This is a genomic window from Ensifer sp. D2-11, assembly GCF_054161295.1.
Map to the genome: position 1 here is coordinate 864,817 of NZ_CP096433.1, position 18,483 is coordinate 883,299.

General features: G+C 63.2%; 16 protein-coding genes and 1 other RNA gene. 12 read left to right on the forward strand and 5 right to left on the reverse strand.

Annotation, left to right across the window (positions count from 1 at the left end):
* Positions 1-126: 126 nt before the first annotated feature.
* Positions 127-792 (reverse strand): class I SAM-dependent methyltransferase, encoded by a 666-nt coding sequence (locus tag M1D34_RS04115; RefSeq protein WP_003529161.1) that lies wholly within the window; start codon positions 790-792, stop codon positions 127-129.
* Positions 789-2,039: a BtaA family protein gene (locus tag M1D34_RS04120; protein WP_498780813.1), complete on the reverse strand. Its 1,251-nt coding sequence runs from the start codon at positions 2,037-2,039 to the stop codon at positions 789-791. Before M1D34_RS04120 ends, M1D34_RS04115 begins: the two co-directional genes overlap by 4 nt.
* Positions 2,040-2,382: 343 nt before the next feature.
* On the opposite strand from M1D34_RS04120, the gene M1D34_RS04125 reads away from it, so the two are divergent.
* Positions 2,383-3,744 (forward strand): serine hydrolase domain-containing protein, encoded by a 1,362-nt coding sequence (locus M1D34_RS04125; protein WP_153313811.1) that lies wholly within the window; start codon positions 2,383-2,385, stop codon positions 3,742-3,744.
* A gap of 37 nt (positions 3,745-3,781) precedes the next feature.
* Here the strand turns inward: M1D34_RS04125 and M1D34_RS04130 are convergent, their stop codons facing one another.
* From M1D34_RS04130 to M1D34_RS04140, 3 genes are all read right to left on the reverse strand, one after another.
* Positions 3,782-4,783: a lytic transglycosylase domain-containing protein gene (locus M1D34_RS04130; RefSeq protein WP_127598213.1), complete on the reverse strand. Its 1,002-nt coding sequence runs from the start codon at positions 4,781-4,783 to the stop codon at positions 3,782-3,784.
* 132 nt (positions 4,784-4,915) lie between these two features.
* Entirely contained in the window at positions 4,916-5,551 is a 636-nt protein-coding gene (locus M1D34_RS04135) for a LysE family translocator (protein WP_498780816.1), read from the reverse strand.
* 137 nt (positions 5,552-5,688) lie between these two features.
* Complete coding sequence (locus M1D34_RS04140) at positions 5,689-6,903, reverse strand: pyrophosphate--fructose-6-phosphate 1-phosphotransferase (protein ID WP_003529152.1); 1,215 nt, start codon at positions 6,901-6,903, stop codon at positions 5,689-5,691.
* A gap of 342 nt (positions 6,904-7,245) precedes the next feature.
* On the opposite strand from M1D34_RS04140, the gene M1D34_RS04145 reads away from it, so the two are divergent.
* The 11 genes from M1D34_RS04145 (at position 7,246) to M1D34_RS04195 (ending at position 18,380) form a co-directional block, all read left to right on the forward strand.
* The gene (locus M1D34_RS04145) at positions 7,246-7,953 is read left to right on the forward strand and encodes a J domain-containing protein (protein ID WP_003529150.1); all 708 of its coding nucleotides are present in this window, start codon (positions 7,246-7,248) and stop codon (positions 7,951-7,953) included.
* A complete protein-coding gene (locus tag M1D34_RS04150) occupies positions 7,950-8,714 on the forward strand; it encodes an N-acetylmuramoyl-L-alanine amidase (RefSeq protein ID WP_003529148.1) in 765 nt (254 codons plus the stop codon). The genes M1D34_RS04145 and M1D34_RS04150 overlap by 4 nt, the downstream gene beginning before the upstream one ends.
* Positions 8,715-8,940: 226 nt before the next feature.
* Positions 8,941-9,480, forward strand: a complete 540-nt coding sequence (locus tag M1D34_RS04155) for a lytic transglycosylase domain-containing protein (RefSeq protein ID WP_010969754.1) — start codon at positions 8,941-8,943, stop codon at positions 9,478-9,480.
* Positions 9,481-9,617: 137 nt separating this feature from the next.
* Positions 9,618-10,805 (forward strand): NAD(P)/FAD-dependent oxidoreductase, encoded by a 1,188-nt coding sequence (locus M1D34_RS04160; RefSeq protein WP_003529144.1) that lies wholly within the window; start codon positions 9,618-9,620, stop codon positions 10,803-10,805.
* Between the two features lie 71 nt (positions 10,806-10,876).
* An RNA gene (rnpB, locus tag M1D34_RS04165) (RNase P RNA component class A) lies at positions 10,877-11,274 on the forward strand.
* Positions 11,275-11,688: 414 nt separating this feature from the next.
* A complete protein-coding gene (mraZ, locus tag M1D34_RS04170; RefSeq protein ID WP_010969752.1) occupies positions 11,689-12,129 on the forward strand; it encodes a division/cell wall cluster transcriptional repressor MraZ in 441 nt (146 codons plus the stop codon).
* Positions 12,130-12,143: 14 nt separating this feature from the next.
* The gene (gene rsmH / locus M1D34_RS04175) at positions 12,144-13,169 is read left to right on the forward strand and encodes a 16S rRNA (cytosine(1402)-N(4))-methyltransferase RsmH (RefSeq protein WP_003529142.1); all 1,026 of its coding nucleotides are present in this window, start codon (positions 12,144-12,146) and stop codon (positions 13,167-13,169) included.
* Positions 13,170-13,175: 6 nt separating this feature from the next.
* A complete protein-coding gene (ftsL, locus tag M1D34_RS04180; RefSeq protein ID WP_127540344.1) occupies positions 13,176-13,571 on the forward strand; it encodes a cell division protein FtsL in 396 nt (131 codons plus the stop codon).
* Positions 13,571-15,319 (forward strand): peptidoglycan D,D-transpeptidase FtsI family protein, encoded by a 1,749-nt coding sequence (locus M1D34_RS04185; protein WP_003529140.1) that lies wholly within the window; start codon positions 13,571-13,573, stop codon positions 15,317-15,319. The genes ftsL and M1D34_RS04185 overlap by 1 nt, the downstream gene beginning before the upstream one ends.
* 165 nt (positions 15,320-15,484) lie before the next feature.
* Complete coding sequence (locus M1D34_RS04190) at positions 15,485-16,945, forward strand: UDP-N-acetylmuramoyl-L-alanyl-D-glutamate--2,6-diaminopimelate ligase (RefSeq protein ID WP_010969750.1); 1,461 nt, start codon at positions 15,485-15,487, stop codon at positions 16,943-16,945.
* 1 nt (position 16,946) lies between these two features.
* On the forward strand, positions 16,947-18,380 hold the full coding sequence (locus M1D34_RS04195; protein ID WP_013844642.1) for a UDP-N-acetylmuramoylalanyl-D-glutamyl-2,6-diaminopimelate--D-alanyl-D-alanine ligase: 1,434 nt from the start codon (positions 16,947-16,949) through the stop codon (positions 18,378-18,380).
* Positions 18,381-18,483 lie beyond the last annotated feature (103 nt).

The following is an 18,483-nucleotide window of genomic DNA, read 5'->3' on the forward strand; positions in this document are numbered from 1 at the left end:
TCACGCGATGGTTTCCATGATTGGTGATGTCCCCCAGGGAGGCGTGACCTCCTTTTCACCATATCATCGTAAAAATTGCGTTAGCTCAAGTGTGAATTGCAGCCGAATGCAATCCGCCACCGTCCGCTACGGTGCCGCGCGGCGATAGACGACAAGCCAGGCATAACCTCGTCCCAGCGATCTGACCTCGAGCGCCGCTCCGTTTCTCTCGGCTCTTTTGCGCATCACATCGAAAAGCGTTTCGCGCGGCGTGACGTGGAAGCGTCTGAGCCAGGCCTGGAGGAAGCGGCGGAAGCCGGCCGGCCAACCTTCCTGCTGGCCGAAGTCGGCGATATGCAGCGAGCCGCCCGGCTTGAGCGCGGCAATCGCGGCATCGACCGCCTTTTCCCATTCGGGAACCATGGAAAGGGCGTAGGAAATGACGATCCGGTCGAAGCCTTCCTGATCGAATGAGGCGGCGGTGAAATTCGTCGCGTCGGCGACCCGCAACACTGCGTCCGGCCGATTTTGGCGCCGGAGCTTGGCTTTGGCGGTCGCCAGCATTTCGGCCGAGATATCGAGGCCGAAGAGGCGCGCACCGGGGTAGAGATCCCCGATCACGGCGAGATTGCGGCCCGTGCCGCAGCCGACTTCCAGCACCGATGCGCCCGGCGGCGGGTTCAGTTCACGGATCAGCGTGTCACGGCCGAAGAGATAGTATTTGCGAGTGAAATCATAGATGTACCGCTGGTAGCGATACATGCGGTCCATCAGGTGAGCGTGGCTTTCATTCGCGGTCTGCACGGCGCTCATGCTTTCTTCCGGTAGATGTGGAAGCCGCCATAGATCGCCGACCGGTCTTCAGCGCCGAGCCTCATCGAAGTCTCGGCATCATAGTGCCACTGATCGAGGAGCGTGGTGGAGAGGCGCCCCGGCAGGATGCTCGCTTCGGCCGCCGTGCGGAAGATCACGACCGCGCCGGCGTCGGCGGTGCGGGTGATCTCCGTCCAGAGGTCGTTCAGCTGCTGGTCGGTCATCCAGTCCTGTGCGTCGAGGAGCACGTAGCGGTCGACTGAGGCGGCGGGCTTGCCGGCGAGAAGCTCCGTGAAGCTCGCATGGTGGACCTCGACGCGCTCCGCATTGTCGCGAATCGCTTCGTATCGCGATGCCTGAAGATAAGGCGGCAACTCGCCCTCATCCGGCCGCGGGTAGCGCCGCGCAAAGGCCTGCCAGGCGAAGTAGTTATCGCGCAAGGGAAAATGACAGGTCAGCTTTTCCAGGCGATTGCGCAGCACCGCGGCGACGGATTTCTCCCGGCTCAGGCTCGCGAGTTCGTCGAACTGCTGTGGCGGGATGCCGAGGCCGAAAAGGGAGCTCTTGCGGCTGGTGATCCAACGGATGACCGGACGCTCGAAGAGCGGAGCGAGCTTGTCGTCGAAGAACTGCCGCTGCTCGCGCATGGAGCGCGCCTTGACGAAATCTTCCGGATTGATGCCGTGCAGCCGTGCGAGAGCATGGCTGGCGGAAATGAAACGGCCAAGCAGGCCGGTACTGTAGATGTTGCGCCCGAAGACGCCGATGCGCCGGCGGCCGGTGAGATCTCGGCCGTTCCAGTAGGCGCGGGTTGCCGGATCGAGCTTCGGCGCGAGGAACACGTCGTAGGCCTGGCCATTCGTGCGCGTACCTTCGACGGCGAGGAACCGCACCACGTCCTTGTGGCTCGGCAGGTGGCGAAAGGCAGACAGCTTCAGCCGGTTGAGCGCGATGTGATGGGGGTTGAGATCGACCACGTCTATCCGGGCAGGCTCGGCGGAGAGATAGGTCAGCATGTTGCAGCCGCCGGAACCGATCGTCACGATCCGATGTCCGGGACGGATCTGCATCGCTTCCATGTCGACAATCGGGTCCTCCCAGATCTGCGGGTAGACGAGTCCGGAAAAGAGCAGCCCGAACAGGCGTTCGGAGAGACCGGCGGGGGAGAGAGCTTTATGCTGCAGGAGTGCGCTTTTCAGTTTCGGATTCTTCTTGCCGAAGCCGGCATCCGGGGCGAAGTCGGTCATCTTGCCTGTCGTCCAGTTGAAACTGAGCCGCTTCTAAGGTGACTCGGCTACACTTTGATGACGAGGTTTCGCACAGGGGCTTGCAGGGATTCGGGTATTGCCTCTCATCTGCCTGCCGGCACCTTCTCCCCGCAAGCGGTGCGAAGGAGACTCGCGGCGACCACCAGGCCCTTCCGACAAAGCGGTTGCGGTGACGGCATTTTGCGACGAAAGGGCAAACCGGAGGAGAGGTCATCCTCACCACCTGAGCCTCTGCTGCCGGATACAAGACGCAATAGTCATGTACACTGGTCAGACGGGCGAAAGCGCTGTAGCACTTTATAAAAAGGGCAGGAGGGCGAGAATGAAGGGTCTGCTGAAGACGCTTGGCGGGCTGGTTGTGGCTACGCTCGCGGGCCTCGTTGGCTGGCTGGCGCTGTTCCCGCCTGAACTCCTCAAGGTGGGCGATGGCTATGCCGCCAAGATCGTCTGCTCCAATGTGTTCCTCGCGGGACGCGATCCGCAGGAAGTGCTGGCGGAGGACGTGCAGGCGCCTGGCCACCCGCTCCTGGAGCTCGTGCGCGTTTCGGTCGATCGGGAAGAGCAGAGCGTAACGGCGCGTCTCCTGGGCTTTGCCGCCCCAGGCCGCGCCGTCTACCGTCCGGGCCGCGGTTGCGCCAATGTGAGCGGAGGCAGCGCCGAGGCCATCGCGGGGATGCGCGGGACCGAGTCGGCAACGGCGCCGCTCGCCCCCGATCCGAGCCTCGACTGGCCGGACGGGGACAAGCCGGACATCGACCCGGCCATTCAAAAGCTTGTCGAAGATCCGGCACTGGCAGGTCCGGGCATGCGTGCAATCGTGGTCGTCAGGGATGGCAGGCTGGTCGCGGAAACCTATGCGGCGGGCTTCGACCGGAACACGCCCCTGCTCGGCTGGTCGATGACGAAGTCCGTGACGGCGGCGATCATCGGCCGGCGCATTGCCGAAGGGCGGATGGATCTGGCCCAGACCAATCTGGTGACCGAATGGAACGGCGACGACCGGGCTCGCATCAAGCTGACGGACCTTCTCGCGATGCAGAGCGGGCTCGATTTCAACGAGGATTACGGCGACGTCACGGACGTGACGCGTATGCTCTATCTGGAAAGCGACATGGCCGGCTTCGTCGCCTCGAAGCCGCTGGAGGCGGCTCCGGGCACGAAATTCGCCTATTCGAGCGGCACGAGCAATCTTCTGTCCCGGCTCTGGATGCAGACATTCGACGATCCGGCCGAAGCGCTTTCCTATCCGCGCGAGGCGCTCTTCGCTCCGCTCGGGATGACGAGCGCCGTTATGGAGACGGATGCAAGCGGAACCTTCGTCGGCTCTTCCTACATGTATGCGTCGGCACAGGATTGGGCGCGCTTCGCCGAGTTTCTGCTTCAGGACGGAAGCTGGAAGGGGAGGCGGCTCCTGCCGGAAGGTTACGTGTCCTTCATGCGCACGCCGACTGCGGCTTCCGGGGGCGACTACGGGGCCGGCCAGGTCTGGCTCCAGGAAAACGGCACCCGCGCCGGAACGGCGAATTTCCCGCCCGATACGTTCTGGATGCTTGGACATGACGGGCAGGCGATCATGATCGTCCCCTCGCTTCGCCTCGCGGTCGTCCGCCTGGGGCTGACACCGTCGCGCCTCGGCTACGACGTGCAGAAGCTGAATTCGAGGATAATCGACGCGCTCGATTGAATGATGTCTGGCAGATAGGCCAGCCGCTGGTCGCGGCTTACCTCATATTCAGCTCGTCGAGCATGCCCTTGCGCTTGGCATGGTAATAATAGCCGCTGGCATAGAGCCTTACCGCGCCGTCGTGCTGGTTGTCGGCAACCATCCACGCTCCGCGCAGGTACTTCGTCGCGTATTTGAGGTTGGTTTCCGCGTCGAAGAGACCTTCGGCCGGGCCCTCATAGCCGAGACCCTTGGCCGTGTTGTAGCGGATCTGCATCAACCCGTAATTGCCTTTGCTGTAGGCTCGCGGGTTGTAGTTGCTCTCGCGCCTGACCACCCGGTGCACCAGCTCGAGCGGCAGACCGTTCAGCTCGGCATAATGTTTGATCAGCCTGTCAAGCTCCGGCCGCGAGCTGGTCGGTGTTTTTCCGGGCTTCAGCGAATCGGGAATGACGCTTGCGACCGCGCCGACTGCGGTGCCGATCACGCCTGTCTTCGGGCGCTCCGTCGGAACGATCATGCGCTTGGCGACAAGTGTTTCCAGGCCGACCGGCTCGCCGGTGTCGAAATCCGATTCCCACGAGGCGGCGACCCCGATGAACGGGACCGACTGTCCGGCGCCTTTTTCGGGCACCGGCGGCGCGGCTGCCGGGGCGATACCTGCCGAGGCGGGTGTCGCCATGGCCACTTCAAAGGGCTGTGCGGGTTTGGCCGCCGGCACGGCTACCGACTGGGGAGCCGCGAAAGCGAGGGTCGTGTCTGTCGCGGGCGCCGTCTGCGTTTCGCCGGCGGAACCGGTTCCTGCGGCGCTTGCCGGCACTGCCGACGAGGTTTGCGCGGTCAATGCGGCCGACGTGCTCGCCGCTGCGCCGATCGGCGCAGGCAGCGCGTAAGCCGTCGTCTCTGTGCCCGGCTTCGGCAGGGGCGTGACCGTCTGCACGGCCGTTAACTCCGCAAGCGACGTATGCTCGACCGTGGAACACCCGGAAGCAACGGCGACGGAAACGAAGGACACGGCGGCAAGTGCCCGCTTCGAAAGGGGAATACGGAAATTCGCCATGCTGTCACTTTCGTGCTTCTGGGCCCCGTAGCCCCTGCAAATCAGCGGTTGCCACCCGCCGCGCTTGAATCTCCATTAACCTATGCCGCCGGTTGCGGCAAGCACGTGGGAGCATTTCAGAGACTGCTCATTTCAGGACGTGGCGCGCTTCAGCCCCGCCGTCAGAAAGCCGGCGCCGATGAGCAGCGAACCACCGAGGCGGTTGACGATGCGCCGGACATTCGGCTTGCGGATGGTGCTTCCGGCTGCGGCAGCAAGCCAGGCATAGAGCGCCGCGTTGATCGTCGCGAGTATCAGGAACGTCGTCTCGAAGATCGCCATCTGCGCGAAAAGCGGCCGCGACAGATCGAGGAACTGGGGCAGGAAGGCGACGAAGAAGAGAATGCTCTTCGGGTTAAGTGCGGTCACCGCATAGGTGTGAATGAATATCCGCAGCGGTCTTTCCGCAGGACTCGTTTCAACGGTGCTCCCGCTGTCGTTGGCGACCGGCGCCCTCCAGAGTTTGATGCCGAGCCAGACGAGATAGGCGGCGCCGACCCACTTCAGCACGGTGAAAACCGCCGCCGAGGTTGCAAGCAGGGCACCGAGGCCGAGCATCGACGCGGTCATTGCGGTGAAATCGCCAAGAGCGACACCAGCCACGGTCGCGCCCGCGATCTTGCGGCCGTGGCCGAGCGCGTAGGAGATGACGAGAAGGATCGTGGGGCCGGGAATGGCAAGCAGCACCGCAGACGCGGCGGAAAAGGCGAACCAGTGTTCGAAGGACATGAAGGGGCTCCGCGGTTGAATGCTCGTGAAGAGGAGGGAGCCATGCCGGCGCGCAGCCGTCAACTCCTCCCGACCAGAAGCCCCAGCGAGAAGCGGTTCGCCGCTTCAGAAAACAGCGAACCGTTCCTCGTCGTTCATCAGTCGGCCGTCTGCCACTTCTGGCCGACGACATCCATGACCTCGCCGAACCACTTCGCGGACGTGTCGAAATGCTTTCCGCCCTTGATGCGCGGGAACTCGATCGTGCGCAGCCGCCCGCCCTGATCCTCGTCGTGGCCCGTCACGCCGGAGACCTTGTTGAGCGCGCTCTCGACCGCCAGATCGACCATGCTCTGGATGAGGCGCAGATCGTCGACATTGGCGGGGGCGGAGCGTGCATAGTAGCCGGACTTCTGCACCATTGAGCGCTCGGCGCCGAGGAGCGCCGCGAACTGCTTGGAGAACCAGTTTCCGACGTTGATCGTATCGATCTTCACATGGCCGAACGCGTCGCGCTTGACCGTCTCGCCGGCGGCCTCCCGTTCGGCGACGATGGCGTCGAGGCAGGCGCCTTCGCTCACGAACAGCGTGACGAAGCCGGCTCGATCCATGACTTCGCGCAGGCGCGCGGCTTCCGCTTCGAGATCGAACGCCATCTCGGGAAGGTAGAGGCCGTCGATGTTCTTCAGCTGTGCGTTCATCATGAAGCCGTCGACATATTCCTTGTTGCCGGCCAGCTGGATATAGGCGCGCGCGGTTGCCGCGGTCAGCCAGCCGCAGTGTCGGCCCATGACTTCATGGACGACGAGGGTGCGCGGCGCGGCGCTCTGTTCGTTGCTGACATGGTCGAAGAAGCGTGCGCCGTATTCGGCCGCCGTCCAGGCGCCGAGCGTCTGGCGGATGGGCACGACGTCGTTGTCGACCGTCTTCGGCAGGCCGACGACCGTCAGATCGTAGCCGTTGGCCCCGAGATAGGCTGCGAGATCGGCTGCGGTGGTGTTGGTATCGTCGCCGCCGATCGTGTGCAGGATGCTGATGCCGTCGGACGCGAGCCTCTCGGCCGCGACGCGCAAAGGATTCTCCCCTTCCTTGACGAGGCCGCGCTTCACGCAGTCGGCAGTGTTGGTGAGCTTCACGCGGCTGTTGCCGATCGGCGATCCGCCGTGGCGGTGGAGCACATGCGCCTTCTCGCGCATGGCCGGGGTGATTTCGATCCGGTCGGCGAGAAGCAGGCCCTGATAGCCGGAACGGTAGGCCACGAGCTCATAGTCCGGCGCGATGTCGGTGTAGCGTTCGATCAGGCCGCCGACAGCGGATGAAAGGCAGGGCGCGAGCCCGCCTGCCGTCAACATTGCGACTTTCTTCTTGGCCATGGGGTCCTCCTGGGGATTTCGGCATCAAGCGATCGCTCGTGAGATCGACCGCATTCTAATTCCTTGCCTTGGATCAAAGATAGCGGTGGTCTAACCCAAATCCGATGGAAATTAAATGACAGGCCTGTGGATCGCGAGAAACGGGAACCGGCTCGCGGTTGCGGCGTTGCGCCTGAAAGTCGCACGGTGGCGTCCAGGAATTCGATTGAGATTTGTGGCGATATGAATTATTGAGGGGCCATCACAAATTCGTCATCCATGATGATTGACGCGGCTCTGCCGCTTGCAAATCGCCACCGCATAAGATCATGCTCGCGTGGTGGACAGGGAACAATCGCACTTATGTCATTTTGGGACAGCCTGCTCAAAATCGTCACGACCACTGGTAACGCGCTTACGGGAGTGGTCGAGGCGGTCCGGACGCTCTTCGAAGGAGATCCGGAAACTCGGCGAAAGGTCGCCTTTTCGGTCGCCATGATCGCCCTTTCGGCGAAAATGGCGAAGGCCGACGGCATCGTGAACGAGGCCGAGGTGAGCGCCTTTCGCGACATCTTCAAGTTTCCCGCGGACCAGGCGAAGAACGTCGCCAGGCTTTACAATCTCGCCCGCCAGGACGTTGCCGGCTACGAGGCCTATGCGGAGAAAATGGCTTCGCTCTGCTCCTCCTGCGAGAGGAATTGCCCGATCCTCGAAGACATCGTCGACGGCCTCTTCCATATCGCGAAGTCCGACGGGGCGGTGCACGAGAAGGAACTTACGTTCCTGAGGCGCGTGGCTGAGATATTCAGGATGGACGACGAGCATTTCGGATGCATCATGGCGCGCCACGTTCATGGCGACGACCGCGATCCCTATCAGGTTCTCGGCGTTTCGCCGAAGGATGACTTTTCCGCGATTCGCAAGCGCTACCGCGTTCTCGTTTCCGAGAACCACCCGGACATGCTCGTGGCGCGCGGCGTGCCGGAAGAATTCCACGCGATCGCCAACGATCGCATGGCCGTGCTCAACGCGGCCTACGAGGCGATCGAAAGAGAACGTCGCGCCGCATGACATCCGAGACCTGCGATTTCCCCGGCGCTCATCTCGTGCCCTCGCCCAACCATGGCGAGCGCGCCGGCGGGCGCAGGCCGGATATGATCATCCTTCATTATACCGGCATGGAGACGGCGGCGTCCGCGCTCGACTGGCTCTGTCGCGAGGAAAGCCAGGTCTCCTGTCATTATTTCGTGGACGAGGAGGGGCGAATCGCCCAACTGGTGCCGGAAGAACGCCGGGCCTGGCACGCGGGCAAGGGCGTCTGGAAGGGCGAGACGGATATCAATTCGTGCTCCATCGGGATCGAGATTGCCAATGCCGGTCACCCGGGCGGCCTCCCGGACTTCCCTGAGGCACAGATCGAGGCGGTCGCCGAATTGTGTCTGGACTGTGGCGAACGCTGGCAAATCACCCCGGAGAGGGTGCTTGCGCATAGCGATATCGCGCCGATTCGCAAGGTTGATCCTGGAGAAAATTTTCCTTGGGATGTGCTCTTTCGTCGCGGGGTCGGACACTGGGTTGAACCGGCGCCCGTGAGGGGTGGCCGCTTCTTTCAGCGCGGCGACAGCGGTCAGCCCGTGGAAGCGCTCCAGTCCATGCTTTTGCTTTATGGTTATGGAGTTGAAATCACTGGGGATTTTTGCGCAAGAACCGAAGGCGTGGTCGCCGCGTTTCAGCGCCATTTCCGACAATCGCGAGTAGACGGCATCGCCGACGTTTCCACCATCGATACGCTGCACCGCCTGCTTTCGGCATTGCCGATTCGCAACGCCTGACAGGCGATTTTTGTTCCCCCTAAATTAGCGTGGGTTTGTTTTTCGTGCACGATTTTCTCGTGCTGCCACATGTTTACCATGATGCGCCGGTCATTTCCGTTGCATCAACTGCAGGGGATGTGGCGCCGAGCGCGGCACCTTTGTCAATGAAAACGATCGGGAAATTCGATCGTGGCGGTGGGGTGCGCCGCGCGATCGGTTCCCCAGACCGGAGACTTCAAACTAAATGAGAATAGCGTCTGTTGCTGCGGTGGCGGCATGCCTTGGCATGTTCTTCGCCGGGATTGGTACGTCGTATGCGGGGGGCATCGACAAAACCGTCAAGACTTCTGCGATTCCGTCGGTGACCAGAACGACGGGTTATCCGAAACCCGACCTGACATTGCCACGCGGATCCCAATATACGATCCTCATCCAGTCCTATGCCAAGCAATACGGCATTCCGGCCGATCTCGCTCACGCCATCGTCGAGGTCGAGAGCAACTTCAATGCCAAGGCTCGGGGAAGCGCCGGCGAGGTCGGTCTGATGCAGATCAAGCCGGCCACGGCCCGGATGATGGGCTATACCGGCTCGATCAAAGAACTCTACGAGCCTGAGACCAATATCAAGTTCGGGATGAAGTACCTGGCGAAGGCGCAGGAGCTTTCGGACGGGACGACCTGCGGCACCATCCTCAAATACAATGCCGGCCATGGCGCGAAGCGAATGAACCCCGTTTCGAAGCGCTACTGCGGTAAAGTCAAGAACATCCTGGACTGGCTGTGATCTACCGGATGTGACGCTGCAAGACATAGGCCGGATGGGTATCGCGTTCCGGCATATTGTTGATTGTTCGAAGGAATTCGGTGCGGAAGCCTGAACGGCATGCTATCTCGGTCGCGAAGCGAACATCGGGGAAGGGCATGTCGGAAAGCGTTGATTTCGTCATTGTTGGCAAGGGGATGATGGGCGCAGCAGCGGCGCGTCATCTTGCGAGGGCGGGCGCCGGTGTCGCGCTTATCGGCCCCGATGAGCCGGAGGACTGGGCGAACCACGGCGGCGTTTTCGCCAGTCATTACGACAATGCCCGCATCACCCGTACGATCGACGACGACCCGGTCTGGGCGCGTCTCGCTCGGCGCTCGATCGACCGCTATCCGGAAATTGCACTGGAGAGCGGCGTCGAGTTCTATTTTCCCGTCGGCTGTCTGATCGCGGCTCCAGCTCCCGGCGGCGCGTTCGACTATCTCGAGAATGTCGAGCGTGCCCGCGACAGACTCGGTGTCGAGGCGCCGCTGATCCCTGGCGACGACCTTGCCGGGCGGTTTCCCTGGTTCCGCTTCCCGCAAGGCTATGCCGGAGTTCACGAGGCAAGCGGCGCAGGCTACATAAATCCTCGTTCGCTCGTCCGCGCGCAAACGATCGCAGCCGAGAAATCGGGTGCACGGGTGATCCGCTCGGAGGTGGTCTCGGTCGAAGACGGTCCAGACCGCGTGGTGGTCAGGACCATCGACGGGCACCTGGTTCGTGCCGGCCGCGCCCTGGTCGCCGCAGGCGGCTTCTCGCTATCGCAGGCGCTTCTCCCGCGGGCGCTCGATCTTGCGGTAAAGGCGCGCACCGTGCTTTTTGCGGAAGTCGGCGCGGATGATCTTCCCATCTATCAAGGCATGCCATCGCTGATCGGCGCCGCGCCGGAGCAGGAGAGAAGCTACTATCTGTTGCCGCCGGTTGCCTATGCCGACGGCAGACACTACATAAAGATCGGCGGCGACCCGACCGATCGGATCCTTGCGAGCGAGCCGGCGATCAGGGATTGGTTTCGAGGCGGTGCAAACGCGGAAGCGGCCGAACACATGCGCGGACTGCTCGCCGAGACGATCCCCGATCTGAGACCCGTTTCGACGCATTATTCGCCCTGCGTCACCGCGTTCACGCGACACGGCTATCCTTATATAGGTTTCGTGAGCGACCGCATCGCCGTGCTCACCGGCGGCAACGGCCAGGCTGCCAAGAGCTCCGACGAGATCGGCAGGCTTGGCGCGGTGCTGGTGGCGGACGGCCGGCTCGAGGCGGACGATTACGAAACGGATTTCGCGGTCGCGTATCGTTAAGTAACCGCCGGACGGGGCGGCAGCGCCGATTTCTCTGGCGCTCGCTGCGCCGGTCGTTTAATGAGCCTCTGCCAGTTGGCCGGGCAGCCGCGCCTCGCAAGTGCCGAAAGGCCGCGGGGCGAGGAAAGTCCGGGCTCCACGGAAACACGGTGCCGGATAACGTCCGGCGGGGGCGACCCCAGGGAAAGTGCCACAGAAAGCAGACCGCTCCGCTTGCGGAGTAAGGGTGAAAGGGTGGGGTAAGAGCCCACCGCGGACATGGCGACATGGACGGCACGGCAAACCCCACCGGGAGCAAGACCGAATAGGGACGACACGGGCGCGCAAGCGCCCAGCCGGTTTCCAGGCGCGTCGTCCGGGTGGGTTGCACGAGGCTGCGCGCAAGCGCAGTCCCAGATGAATGGCTGCCAAGTTTCGTCTCTCCGGAGGCGGAGCCATACAGAACCCGGCTTACAGGCCAACTGGCTTTTTTCTTTGCAGCGCTCCTGCGGCAAAGCACGTCTCCTGAATTTCCCTGGTTCATGCGAATCACGCCTGCGAGGTTTTCCGCACCTCACCGGCGTGGCTCGCTTTTGCGCGCGATTCCAAGGGATTAGGGTTCGTATCGTAACCCTTTGTTAAACTTAACAACCTATCAATATTTGATCATCCGCAAGGCTGGTTACGAGCTTCTCCCATTGACGCCCATTTGGTCCCATGTTATCCCATAATGGTACTGCGCAAGGGCCGTGCAATGGCCCGCCATCGCGAAATTCGAGGCTTCCGTCGATGGAAGGATCAGGCGGGCACGCACGTGCCCGGCGGGGGATCTTTGCGCGGGCGTGCGAGTGTATGTGCGGGCCGATGATCGTGGCCCGTCAATCGGGGGCGGCCGTTTCGCGTCATGAACCGCTTCTTGTCACATGTTACGAACCGGATCGATGCCAAGGGGCGGGTCTCCGTCCCTTCGGTCTTCCGTGCCGTGCTTTTGGAGGCGGGCGTGCGGGAGTTATACTGTTTTCAGGACTTCGTCTTTCCGGCGATCAGCGTCGGCGGACCGGAGCTTCTGGACCGGTTCGAGAAGCAGATGGCCGCCGAGGATCCGTTTTCGGATGCGGCCAACGAGATGTCGCTCCTTGTTCATGGGGGCGGGGTCTATGTGAAGCTCGACCCGGAGGGCCGGTTGATGGTGACGGATTTCATCCGCGACTTCACCGGCATCTCGAACGACGTGACCTTCGTCGGGCGGGGCGATCATTTTCAGCTCTGGGATCCGCAGGCGTTTGCGAGGGCGCAGGCGGAGGCCAGGGAAGGGCGCAAGCAACGGGGGCTGCGTTCGCAATAGAGTGGAGAGGCGGAATGGTGACGGATCAAGGCGGCGGAACTTCTGAAGCCGACGGCGGACCGGTTCGTCACATTCCCGTCCTCCTGAAGGAAGTTCTCGCAGCTCTGGACCCCGCTCCCGGCAAGATCATTCTCGACGGCACCTTCGGCGCCGGCGGCTACGCATCCGCCATTCTCGATGCCGGTGCCGACGTCGTCGCGCTCGACCGCGATCCGACGGCGATCGCCGCGGGGCAGTCCATGATGCACGCCAGCGGCGGGCGGCTGAAGCTCGTTCATTCCCGTTTTTCCGATCTGGCCGAGCATGCGCCGGCACAAGGGCTCGACGGCGTCGTGCTCGATATCGGCGTCTCTTCCATGCAGATCGACGAGGCGGAGCGTGGCTTCTCCTTTCAGAAGAAGGGGCCGCTCGACATGCGTATGTCGGCCGCCGGGGTTTCCGCTGCCGATGTCGTCAATCGCGCGAAGGTGTCGGACCTCATCCGCATCTTCGGCTTCCTCGGAGAGGAAAAGCAGGCGGGGCGGATTGCGCGTGCCATCGAAAAGCGCCGCGCCGAGACGCCGTTCGAGACGACCCGCGATCTCGCAAATCTCATCGAGACGGTTACGCCACGCAAGGCCAAGGACAAGATCCACCCGGCAACGCGCGTCTTCCAGGCGCTGCGCATCTTCGTCAACGACGAGCTGGGCGAACTCGCCCATGCCCTGTTTGCGGCCGAGCGGGCTCTGAAACCCGGCGGCCGGCTTGTCGTCGTTACCTTCCATTCGCTCGAAGATCGAATCGTAAAGACGTTCTTCCAGGATCGCTCCGGCAAGGCGGGCGGCTCCCGCCATCTGCCGCTGGTGACGGCGCGCGCCGCAACCTTCACGCCAGTCGGCAAGCCTATGGTTGCGGCAAGCGAGGAGGAGGCGTCCCGCAATCCTCGTGCCCGGTCCGCGAAGCTGAGAGCGGGTGTCCGCACCGAGGCTCCGTCGCCGGGCGCCGATCTTTCGATTTTCAATCTGCCGGAACTGGCGAGCCTTGCAAGGCTGGGGGGCTAGAAGACGATGCTCAGAACGCTCGATATTGTCCTGATCGTCATCATGACGGCGGCCGCGACGGTCACCTACACGATCAAGCATAAGGCCGAGAACAAGCTCGAAGAGGTGCGCAGGCTCGATGCAGCGATAAAGCTCGAAGAGGACACGATCGATCTGCTCAAGGCCGACTGGGCGCTTCTGACCCAGCCGAACCGGCTGGAGAGGCTGGTGACTGTCTTTGCAGCCGACCTGCAACTCGCGCCGACCCCCTCGACGCAGCTGGCGCGGCCGGAGGAGCTGCCAATGCTGAGGGCCGATCTGCCTCCTTCCGAAGAGGACAAGAAGGCCAAGGACAAGGTGGCTGACAATATCGCCGCCGTCATCGAGGCAGATAATATCGCAACAGGTTCGGTGGCGCGCTGATGTCGTTTCTCTCTCGTATCATGGTGCTGAAGAGCAAGGCGCATTTTTCGGCGGGCGGCAATAATCGCCCCGCCGACAGCGGGCTCAACGTCACTTTCGAAGGAACGCGCAAGAAGAGCGCAAGCCGGGCGAAAAGCCGGGTCGCGATCATCATCGCCAGTTTCGGCCTCGTCTATGCGGTGATCGGAGGGCGCCTCGTCCAATACGGTCTCGCGCAGCCGGAAACGGTTTCCTCGATCGGCCGCGCCGACAGTCTCATGGCCTCGCGGCCCGATATTCTCGACCGCAACGGAGAGGTTCTCGCAACCGATATCCGTACCGTCTCGCTCTATGCGGAGCCGCACAAGATCGTCGATGCCGACGAGGCGGTGGAGCGTTTGGCGACGGTGCTTCCCGATCTCAACGCGCGCGAGATCTACAACAAGCTCAAGTCGAATTCGCGCTTTCAATGGCTGCGCCGGCAACTGACGCCGAAGCAGCAGAGCGAAATACTCGCGCTCGGCATCCCCGGCATCGGCTTCCGCCCGGAGAAGCGGCGCTTCTATCCGGGCGGGCCGACTGCCGCCCACATTCTCGGTCACGTCAACATAGACAACCGCGGCGTCGCCGGCATGGAGCGCTACATAGACGAGCAGGGCCTCGCCGATCTTGCGGCGATCGGAATGACCAGCGATGCCAAGCTCGAACCGGTCAGGCTTTCGATCGACGTGCGCGTACAGAACATCGTGCGCGACGTCATCGACGCGGGCATGAAGAACTACCAGGCGATTGCCGCCGGTGCCGTCGTGCTCGACGTCCATACCGGCGAGGTGCTGGCCATGGCCTCCGTGCCGGATTACGACCCGAACAGGCCTGCGGAAGGCGCAGAAGAGGGCTGGATGAACCGCATGTCGAACGGCACGTTCGAGATGGGCTCCACCTTCAAGACCTTCACCATCGCCATGGGCCTCGACTCCGGCAAGGTGACGCTCAACGACAGTTTCGATGCGACGGCGCCGATCCGCATCGGCGGCTTCACGATCAAGGACTTCCACGGCAAGCGCCGCGTGCTGACAGTGCCGGAAATCTTCCAGTATTCCTCGAATATCGGCACCGCCAAGATCGCCGACCTGATCGGCATTCCGGGCCACAAGGAGTTCCTCACCCGGATAGGCCTGCTGACGAGGCTTCCGACCGAACTGCCGGAAGTCAAGGCGCCAAGCCAGCCGCGCGAGTGGAAGAAGATCAACTCGATCACGATCTCCTTCGGCCACGGCGTTTCGACGACGCCGCTGCAGACGGCGGTCGCAGGTGCCGCGCTGGTCAATGGCGGCAAACTCATCCCTCCGACCTTCCTGCCGCGCAGCGAGGAAGCGGCGAGCGAACTCGCGAGCGCCGTGGTCAAGAAGAGCACCAGCGAAGACATGCGCTATCTGCTTCGCTGGAACGGCATTGCCGGTTCCGGCAAGCGGGCGCTCGTTCCGGGTTTCAATGTCGGCGGCAAGACCGGCACGGCCGACAAGGTCGTCAACGGCCGCTATGCCAGCGACCTGAACTTCAATGCCTTCCTTGCGGCGTTTCCGATCGATGATCCCAAATACATGGTGCTGACCTTCATAGACGCGCCGAAGACCGGCGAAGGCGGGGGACGCACGGCCGGTTCGAATGCCGCCCCGATGGTGCGCGACATCATCAGCCGCTCCGCTCCGCTGCTCGGCGTGGAGCCGAAATTCGGAGAAGACGGTTCTGCCTTGCTTGTGTCTTATTGACCGTGAAATGAAAGGCGGACGATTCGCGATTCCGCTGCATGGCTCCCTGAACCGGAGTCGATTCAAGGACGAGACCATGCTGCATTCAAAGTGTTACAGCGACCTTTGCGCGTCTGATAAGACGCACGGCGCTGTTGGATCATATCGATGTGAGACGTGCAGTTCATGAAGATCACGGACCTGGCGGGATCGAATTTCCCGGAACTTTCGGCGCAGCTGAAGGGCGACGCCGCGACCATCGAGATCGGCGGCATCACGGCCGATAGCCGGCAGGTCAAGCCCGGCGACCTCTTCGTCGCGGTCGCCGGATCGAAGGCGGACGGGGCTGCCTACATAGCGGACGCGCTGTCTCGCGGAGCTTCGGCGGTCGTCGCCGGAACCGGCACCCCGGCAGAAGCGGGTGCGCCCGTCTTTGCGATCTCCGACCCGCGCAGGTTCCTTGCAAAAGCGGCATCCAGCTTCTACGGACGCCAGCCGGAGACGATGGTGGCGGTCACGGGTACGGCCGGAAAGACGTCCGTTGCCTCCTTCACCCGGCAGATATGGGCGCATAGCGGCTTCTCGGCGGCGATGATCGGCACCACGGGGGTGGTGGCGCCCGGCCGCACCGAATACGGCTCGCTGACGACCCCCGACCCGGTATCCCTGCACAAGCTGCTTGCCGAACTTGCCGACGAGGGCGTGACCCATGCGGCAATGGAGGCTTCGAGCCACGGGCTGGACCAGAGGCGGCTGGACGGGGTCGAGCTCGCGGCCGCCGCCTTCACCAATCTCGGCCGCGATCACATGGATTACCATCCGACTGTCGAGCACTACATGGCCTCCAAGATGCGCCTCTTCGGGGCGCTCCTGCCGAAAGGTTCGCCGGCGGTGATCTTCGCAGACGACCAATGGTCCGCCGAGGCGATCGCTGCCGCTCGCAAGGCAGGCCACGATGTGCGAACCGTCGGGCGCAACGGCGATTTCATCGCGCTGAAGCGCGTCGAGCACTTCCGTCACAAGCAGTCGGCGGAGGTTCATGTCGGCGACGACATCTACGAAATTCACGTGCCGCTCGCCGGTGATTTCCAGATCGCCAACGCGCTCGTTGCCGCGGGCCTCGCAATGTCCACCGGGATCACCGCAAAGGCGGCATTCTCGGCGCTGGAGAGGCTGCAGGGCGCTTCGGGGCGGCTGGAGCTCGTCGGACAGACGAAGGACGGCGCGCTTGCCTATGTGGATTACGCCCACAAGCCGGACGCACTCGCAAACGTGCTGGAGTCCGTGCGTCCCTTTACCACCGGCCGGGTCGTGGTGGTTTTCGGGTGCGGCGGCGACCGGGACAAGGGCAAGCGCCCGATCATGGGAGAGATTGCCAGCCGCCTCGCCGACGTCGTGATCGTCACCGACGACAATCCGCGTTCGGAAGTACCGGAAGTGATCCGTGCCGAGATCATGGCCGCGGCCAAGGGGGCCACGGAAATCGGCGATCGCGCCGAGGCGATCCGCGCGGCTGTCGGCATGCTGAAGACCGGCGATACGCTGATCGTTGCCGGAAAGGGGCATGAAGAGGGGCAGACGGTCGGTTCCGTGACGCTGCCTTTCTCCGACCACGCGGAGGTCCGCAAGGCACTGGGAGGTCTTTGATTTGAACTGGCTCTGGACAAGCAGCGATCTTCTGGCCGCGATGAACGGCCGCCCGGTCGGAAACCTGCCGGAAGGTATCACCGGCATTTCGATCGACAGCCGCACGATCGGCGACGGCGAGGCCTTTTTCGCGATCAGGGGCGATCGCGTCGACGGCCACGACTATGCCGGTATCGCGCTTGCAAACGGAGCCGCGCTCCTGGTCGTCAGCGAAGCGAAGCTGCCGGCGCTCGGGCGCCTGATCGCCCCGATGATCGTCGTCGACGACGTGCTGGAGGCGATGATCCGGCTCGGTTGCGCGGCACGCGACCGCAGCGCGGCGAAAATCATCGCCGTCACGGGATCGGTGGGCAAGACCACCACGAAGGAGATGCTGAGGCACGTGCTGTCGCCCCTCGGCCGGGTCCACGCCTCCGTGGCGTCCTTCAACAATCACTGGGGCGTGCCGCTGACGCTTGCGCGCATGCCGGAGACGACCGATTTCGGGGTCTTCGAGATCGGGATGAACCATGCGGGCGAAATTCTGCCGCTGACACGGATGGTTCGTCCGCATGTGGCTGTTGTGACCAGCATTGCCGCCGCCCATCTCGGCAATTTCACGAGCCTGGACGAGATCGCGGCGGCCAAGGCCGAAATCTTCGAAGGCGTGGTCAATGGAGGTCATGCGGTCATCAATCGGGACAGCGCGCAATACGATCTCCTCGAAAGGGCGGCTGCCGCGGCCGGGGTGAGCCATGTCCATTCCTTCGGCGCAAATCCGAGATCGGAATTCCGTCTGGCCGAGTTCGCCGGCGGAGCGGAAGGCTCGGTGCTCTGGGCCGGCATCGGAGGCAGAACGCTTGAAATCGCGATCGGCGCCCCCGGGCGCCATATCGCGGAAAACGCCTTGGCGGCGATCGCCGCGGCGACGCTGGCAGGCGCGGATACCGACCGCGTCGCCGCGTCGTTTGCGACCATGCAGCCGGAAAAGGGCCGGGGGCTGCGGCATCGCCTCAGGATCGGCACCGGGCACCTCACCGTGATCGACGAGAGCTACAACGCCAATCCCGCGTCGATGCGGGCGGCGATCTCGCTTCTTCGCGACGCCGAGCCGGCGCCCGGCGGGCGACGCATCGCCGTTCTCGGCGACATGCTGGAAATGGGCGAGCATTCGGCGGCTGTTCATGCGGCGCTTGCGGGACCCGTTGTCGAGGCGGGTATTGCCGATGTCTGGCTGGCCGGACCCGAGATGGCCCATTTGCGCGACGCTCTGCCGCCGGAGGTATCCGTCGTTCATCGAGATGTGGTGGGCGATCTCACGGCCTACGCCCTCGGCGCGGTTTCGGCCGGCGACGTCGTGATGGTCAAGTCTTCGAAAGGCACCGGTTGCGCAAAGATCGTCCAGGCGCTTCTCGATGCCTATCCGCAGGAGACGGCCGGAGCAGGGGAAGTATAGGGACGTTGCCACCGCTGCATGTTTCCTCGAACCGGAACCGGTTTACGGAAGAACATGCGGCAACTGAAAGCGTGACGGCGGCTCTTGTACGCCCGAAAGGGTG

What these genes read in the sequence shown, in the direction of transcription:
- M1D34_RS04115 (WP_003529161.1), bottom strand. Translation starts at nt 792, where the DNA reads ATGAGCGCCGTGCAGACCGCGAATGAAAGCCACGCTCACCTGATGGAC.
- M1D34_RS04120 (WP_498780813.1), bottom strand. Translation starts at nt 2,039, where the DNA reads ATGACCGACTTCGCCCCGGATGCCGGCTTCGGCAAGAAGAATCCGAAA.
- M1D34_RS04125 (WP_153313811.1), top strand. Translation starts at nt 2,383, where the DNA reads ATGAAGGGTCTGCTGAAGACGCTTGGCGGGCTGGTTGTGGCTACGCTC.
- M1D34_RS04130 (WP_127598213.1), bottom strand. Translation starts at nt 4,783, where the DNA reads ATGGCGAATTTCCGTATTCCCCTTTCGAAGCGGGCACTTGCCGCCGTG.
- M1D34_RS04135 (WP_498780816.1), bottom strand. Translation starts at nt 5,551, where the DNA reads ATGTCCTTCGAACACTGGTTCGCCTTTTCCGCCGCGTCTGCGGTGCTG.
- M1D34_RS04140 (WP_003529152.1), bottom strand. Translation starts at nt 6,903, where the DNA reads ATGGCCAAGAAGAAAGTCGCAATGTTGACGGCAGGCGGGCTCGCGCCC.
- M1D34_RS04145 (WP_003529150.1), top strand. Translation starts at nt 7,246, where the DNA reads ATGTCATTTTGGGACAGCCTGCTCAAAATCGTCACGACCACTGGTAAC.
- M1D34_RS04150 (WP_003529148.1), top strand. Translation starts at nt 7,950, where the DNA reads ATGACATCCGAGACCTGCGATTTCCCCGGCGCTCATCTCGTGCCCTCG.
- M1D34_RS04155 (WP_010969754.1), top strand. Translation starts at nt 8,941, where the DNA reads ATGAGAATAGCGTCTGTTGCTGCGGTGGCGGCATGCCTTGGCATGTTC.
- M1D34_RS04160 (WP_003529144.1), top strand. Translation starts at nt 9,618, where the DNA reads ATGTCGGAAAGCGTTGATTTCGTCATTGTTGGCAAGGGGATGATGGGC.
- mraZ (WP_010969752.1), top strand. Translation starts at nt 11,689, where the DNA reads ATGAACCGCTTCTTGTCACATGTTACGAACCGGATCGATGCCAAGGGG.
- rsmH (WP_003529142.1), top strand. Translation starts at nt 12,144, where the DNA reads ATGGTGACGGATCAAGGCGGCGGAACTTCTGAAGCCGACGGCGGACCG.
- ftsL (WP_127540344.1), top strand. Translation starts at nt 13,176, where the DNA reads ATGCTCAGAACGCTCGATATTGTCCTGATCGTCATCATGACGGCGGCC.
- M1D34_RS04185 (WP_003529140.1), top strand. Translation starts at nt 13,571, where the DNA reads ATGTCGTTTCTCTCTCGTATCATGGTGCTGAAGAGCAAGGCGCATTTT.
- M1D34_RS04190 (WP_010969750.1), top strand. Translation starts at nt 15,485, where the DNA reads ATGAAGATCACGGACCTGGCGGGATCGAATTTCCCGGAACTTTCGGCG.